Consider the following 5,188-nt stretch of genomic DNA (forward strand, 5'->3'; position numbering starts at 1 on the left):
GATCGCGGCCGGCGCCCAGCCCGCCCCGACCATCCCGACCGCCGCCATCCTCTATCGTCAGAACCAGCCGGGCGTGTTCGTGGTCGGCGCCAACAATCACGCCCTGTTCCGGCGCATCGACATCCTGGCCCGCAACGCCGACCGCACGGCCGCCAATGGGCTGAACCCCGGCGAGCGGGTCGTGGTCGAGGGCGCCGGCTTCCTGGGCGACGGCGACGCCGTCCGCGTCGCCGCGTCTTCCGGCAGGGTCCCGGCGCCCGCCGTGGCCGTCGCGGCCAAGCGCTAGGGACCGGCGATGAACAACATCTCACGCTGGGCGATCAAGAACCCGATCCCCGTCATCCTGCTGTTCGTGCTGCTGACCATCGCCGGCATCTCCGGCTTCACCAGCATGCGGATCAACGACAATCCGGACGTCGACCTGCCCTTCGTGGTGGTCAGCGCCTCGCGTCCCGGCGCGGCCCCGACCGAGCTGGAGACCCAGGTCACCCGGCTGATCGAGGACTCGATCGCCGGCCTGGGCCAGGTGCGCCATATCAGCTCGACGGTCGGCGACGGCTATTCCTCGACCTTCATCGAGTTCGAGCTGGGCGTCGATCACGAGCGGGTCACCAACGACGTCCGCAACGCCATGGCCAATCTGCAGAGCTCCCTGCCCCAGGACATGCAGATCCCCAATGTCACCCGCATCGACATCTCGGGCGACGCGCTGATCACCTATGTGGTCCAGGCCCCGACCCTGACGCCCGAGCAACGCAGTTGGTTCGTCGACAACGACGTCAGCCGCGCCCTGCTGGCCATCAAGGGCGTCGGCCAGGTCAACCGCCAGGGCGGCGTCAGCCGCGAGATCCAGGTGGCTCTCGATCCCGACCGGCTGTCCGCGCGCGGCGTCACCGCCGCCCAGGTCAGCCAGGCCCTGCAGTCGGCCAACGCCGACCTGCCCGGCGGCCGCGTCACCGTCTCCGGCTCCGAACGCGCCATCCGCACCCTGGGCGCGGCCGGCTCGGTCGACCAACTGCGCGAGACCCGCGTCCAGCTGGGCAACGGCGAAACCGTGCGCCTGGGCGATCTGGGCGACGTCGAGGACCGCTGGGCCGAGCCCCGCAACCGCGCGCGCTTCGACAACCAGGAGGTCGTGACCTTCAACATGGTCCGCTCTCGCGGCGCCAGCGAGGTCAAGGTCGCCGAGAAGATCCGCAAGGAAATCGAGAAGCTCGACAAGACCCATCCCGAGCTGAAGATCGTCGAGCTGACCTCGAACGTGAAATACATCGAGCAGAGCTACTTCGCTTCGCTCGAAGCCCTGGGCCTGGGCGCCCTGCTGGCCGTGCTGGTGGTGCTGCTGTTCCTGCGCGACTGGCGGGCGACGTTCCTGGCGGCCGTGGCGATCCCGCTGTCGCTGTTGCCGACCTTCGCGCTGATGGCGCCGCTGGGCCAGTCGCTGAACGGCGTCACCCTGCTGGCCCTGTCCCTGACCGTCGGCATCCTGGTCGACGACGCCATCGTCGAGATCGAAAACATCGTCCGGCACATGCGCGGGGGAAAATCGCCCTATGACGCGGCCATGGAGGCCGCCGACGAGATCGGTCTGGCCGTCGTCGCCACCACCTTCACCATCGTAGCGGTGTTCGCGCCGGTCGGCTTCATGCCCGGCATCGTCGGCCAGTTCTTCAAGGCCTTCGCCCTGGCGGCCTGCATCTCGGTGCTGTTCTCGCTGGTGGTCGCCCGCATGCTGACGCCGCTGATGGGCGCCTACATGCTGAAGGCCCACAACAAGCCCGACGCCGATCCGTTCTGGATGGGCCCCTATCTCAAGGCTCTGAACTGGGCGCTCGGCAACAAGATCAAGGTGGCCTTGCTGGCCTTGCCGATCCTGGTCGGTTCGTTCCTGCTGGCCCAGAAGCTGCCGTTCGAATTCCAGCCGGCGGCCGACCGCGGCCGCGCGCCGTTCAGCGTCGAGCTGCCTCCGGGCGCCACCCTCGACGAGACCGACGCCATCGTCATGCGGATGACCCGCGAGCTGGAAGCCCGTCCCGAGGTGACCGGGGTCTACGCCTCGGTCGGCAGCGACGGCGTCAACCAGGCTCGCGTCACGGCCGACCTGGTGCCGAAGGGCCAGCGGGTCAGCCAGCGCGACTTCAGCCGCCAGATGGTCGACCAGTTCAAGGCGATCCCCGGCGCGCGGATCGGCGCGGGCGGCAACAACGGCGGCGGGCCCAGCGACGGCTCGGCCTACACCCTGCGCCTGATCGGCGACAACGGTCCGCAGCTGGAAGCCGCGGCCCGGGCGATCGAGGCCCAGATGCGCGGCGTGAAGGGCCTGGCCAACGTGGTCAACACCGCGGCCATCGCCCGTCCCGAGATCATCGTCACGCCCAAGCCCGACCAGGCCGCGCGGGCCGGGGTCTCGGCCGGCGCGATCTCGCAGGCCGTGCGCGTGGCCACCATCGGCGACATCGACCAGTCCCTGCCCAAGTACAATCTGGGCGACCGCCAGGTGCCGATCCGTCTGCGCCTGACCGACGACGCGCGCGAGAACATGTCGGTGCTGGAGACCCTCAAGGTTCCCTCCAGCCACGGCGGTTCGGTGCCGCTGAACGCGGTGGCCGACGTGCGCTTCGGCGCCGGGCCCTCGCAGATCTCGCGCCAGGACCGCTCGCGGGTGGCCGAGATCACCGCCGAGCTGGACGGCATCGTCGTCGGCGACGCGGCCAAGGCCGTCCATGCCCTGCCGGCGGTCAAGAACCTGCCGGCCGGCGTAAAGGAAGCCCCGGCCGGCGACGCCGAGTTCATCGCCGAGATGCTGACCGGCTTCGTCGCCGCGTTCATCACCGGCATCCTGCTGATGTACGTCGTGCTGGTGCTGCTGTTCCGCAGCTTCGCCCACCCGGTGACCATCATGGCCGCCCTGCCCCTGGCGATCGGCGGGGCCTTCGCCCTGCTGGTGCTGGCCAAGAGCAGCTTCTCGATGTCGACCCTGATCGGCATCCTGATGCTGATGGGCATCGCGGCCAAGAACTCGATCCTGCTGGTCGAGTACGCGATCATGGCCATGAAGGGCGGCATGACCCGCAAGGAGGCCCTGATGGACGCGGCCCACAAGCGGGCCCGGCCGATCATCATGACCACGGTCGCCATGGCCGCGGGCATGATGCCGGTGGCGCTCGGCTTCGGCGCCGACGTCGAGTTCCGGGCCCCGATGGCCATCGCGGTGATCGGCGGCCTGATCACCTCGACCTTCCTGTCCCTGCTCTACATCCCCGTGGTGTTCGTGTTCATGGACATGCTGAAGAACTGGTCGGGCAAGATCATCGACAAGCTGTTCCAGCACCAGAAGCGCGCGCCCAGTCATGCCCAGCCCGGTCACGGCCATGGTCACGGGCATCAGCCCGAGCCGATCGTCAGCGGCGGCCGGGAGCTTTAACCCCGGTCCAGCCCGTCGAGCGACAAGCCAAACCCCTCGCCCCAGCGGCGAGGGGTTTATTTTTGGCTTGTCCCCGCCCTCGGCATCGGGTCTCGATCAGGGCAGCCGGCGCGACTCGCCGCTCCAGGGCCCGACGATGAACTCCGATCTCGACACCGACACCGCCGCGGCGCGGGCGCTCTTCCAGTCGCTGGAAGGCATGGAAGGGCTATCGCGGCCCGAGCCCGCCGTCGCCGTGCGCGCCAAGCCCCGCTTCCCCGGCCAGGCGGCCCTGATCAAGCTCTATCCCGGCGTGCTGGTGGCGGTGACCATCGCCCTGGCCTCGCAATGGCTGGCCCAGCACTACGGCGCGCCGGTCATGCTGTTCGCCCTGCTGTTCGGCATGACCTTCCATTTCCTGCACCAGGAAGGCCGCTGCATCCCAGGCATCGAGTTTTCGTCCAAGGCGATCCTGCGCTTCGGCGTGGCCCTTCTGGGCGCGCGGATCACCGCCAGCCAGATCCTGGGCCTTGGCCTGACGCCGATCATCACGGTGATCATCGGCATCGGCTCGACCATCGCCCTGGGCGCCTTCCTGGCCAAGCGCATGGGCCTGCGCTCCAGCTTCGGCGTGCTGTCGGGGGGCGCCGTGGGCATCTGCGGGGCATCTGCGGCCCTGGCCATCGCCTCGGTTCTGCCGCGCGGCAAGGACGCCGAGCGCGACACCATCCTGGCCGTCGTCACGGTCACGGCCCTGTCGACCATCGCCATGATCACCTATCCGCTGCTGACGGCGGCGCTGCACCTGGACCACACCCGGGCGGGGATCTTCCTGGGCGGCACGATCCACGACGTCGCCCAGGTGGTCGGGGCCGGCTACATGATCTCGCCTCACACCGGCGACGTGGCGACCTATGTGAAGCTGCTGCGCGTGACCATGCTGCTGCCGGTGGTGTTCACGATCGCCTTCGTCGTGGCCCGCATGGGTCCGGGCGTGGCCGGCGGCGCCAAGGCCACCGTGCCGCTGTTCCTGATCGGCTTCGCGGCGCTGGTCGTCATCAACAGCCTGGGCTGGCTGGCCAAGCCGGTCACCGACGCGGCCAACGAGATCTCGCGCTGGTGCCTTGTCACCGCCATCGCCGGCCTGGGCATGAAGACCTCGTTCAAGGACCTGATGACCGCCGGCTGGCGGCCCGTGGCCCTGATGGTCTTCGAGACCGTGTGGATCGCCGGCGTGGTGCTGGTGGCGGTGACGTTCTTCACCTAGCCGCGGTCTGGGCCGGCGCCGCCCTCAGGGCCTGCGCCACCAGCGGCGCCAGCTTGCCGCCGATGACCCGCGCGCCCGCCGCGTTGGGATGGATGCCGTCGCCCTGCATCATCTGCCGCGAGCCGCCCACACCGGCGAGGATGTTGGGATAGAGCGGCGCGGAAAACTCCCGCGCCAGGGCCGGATAGACGGCGTTGAACTCGCGCGCATAGGCCGCGCCGATCAGCGGCGGCGCCCCGACCCCGACCAGCAGCACCCCGATCCGCCGGTTGCGCAGGCTCTGCAGGATGGCGCGCAGATTGGCCTTGGTCACTCTGGGCTCGATCCCCTGCAACAGGTCGTTGCCGCCCAGGGCCACCACGCACAGGGCGGTGTCCGGCGCGACGCTGAAATTGACCCGCGCCAGGCCGCCGCCGCTGGTGTCGCCCGACACGCCCGCCGCCCGCACCTGGGCCACGACGCCCAGCCGGGTCAGGGCCGCCTGCAGCTGGGCCGGCATGGCGTCGCGAGCTGGAAGC

General features: G+C 69.7%; 4 protein-coding genes. 3 read left to right on the top strand and 1 reads right to left on the bottom strand.

The features are described from left to right. The 3 genes from AC1DZ6_RS18480 to AC1DZ6_RS18490 all read left to right on the top strand — a co-directional run. Window positions 1-286 (top strand): permuted SH3 domain-containing protein (locus AC1DZ6_RS18480; RefSeq protein WP_477098602.1); only part of this gene is annotated, 286 nt, incomplete at its 5' end. Between the two features lie 9 nt (window positions 287-295). After that, window positions 296-3,424, top strand: a complete 3,129-nt coding sequence (locus AC1DZ6_RS18485; RefSeq protein ID WP_477098603.1) for an efflux RND transporter permease subunit — start codon at window positions 296-298, stop codon at window positions 3,422-3,424. Window positions 3,425-3,560: 136 nt separating this feature from the next. After that, on the top strand, window positions 3,561-4,670 hold the full coding sequence (locus tag AC1DZ6_RS18490) for a YeiH family protein (RefSeq protein WP_477098604.1): 1,110 nt from the start codon (window positions 3,561-3,563) through the stop codon (window positions 4,668-4,670). Here AC1DZ6_RS18490 and AC1DZ6_RS18495 read toward each other — a convergent pair. Then, a partial coding sequence (locus AC1DZ6_RS18495; RefSeq protein ID WP_477098605.1) for an arylesterase occupies window positions 4,663-5,188 on the bottom strand: 526 nt, incomplete at its 5' end. The two genes, AC1DZ6_RS18490 and AC1DZ6_RS18495, sit on opposite strands and share 8 nt — an antisense overlap.

The sequence above is a fragment of the Caulobacter sp. P1_B12_2 genome (genome assembly GCF_056406675.1).

Bases quoted from the DNA above. Each gene is read 5' to 3' on its own strand.
- AC1DZ6_RS18485 (WP_477098603.1), top strand. From the start codon at position 296: ATGAACAACATCTCACGCTGGGCGATCAAGAACCCGATCCCCGTCATC.
- AC1DZ6_RS18490 (WP_477098604.1), top strand. From the start codon at position 3,561: ATGAACTCCGATCTCGACACCGACACCGCCGCGGCGCGGGCGCTCTTC.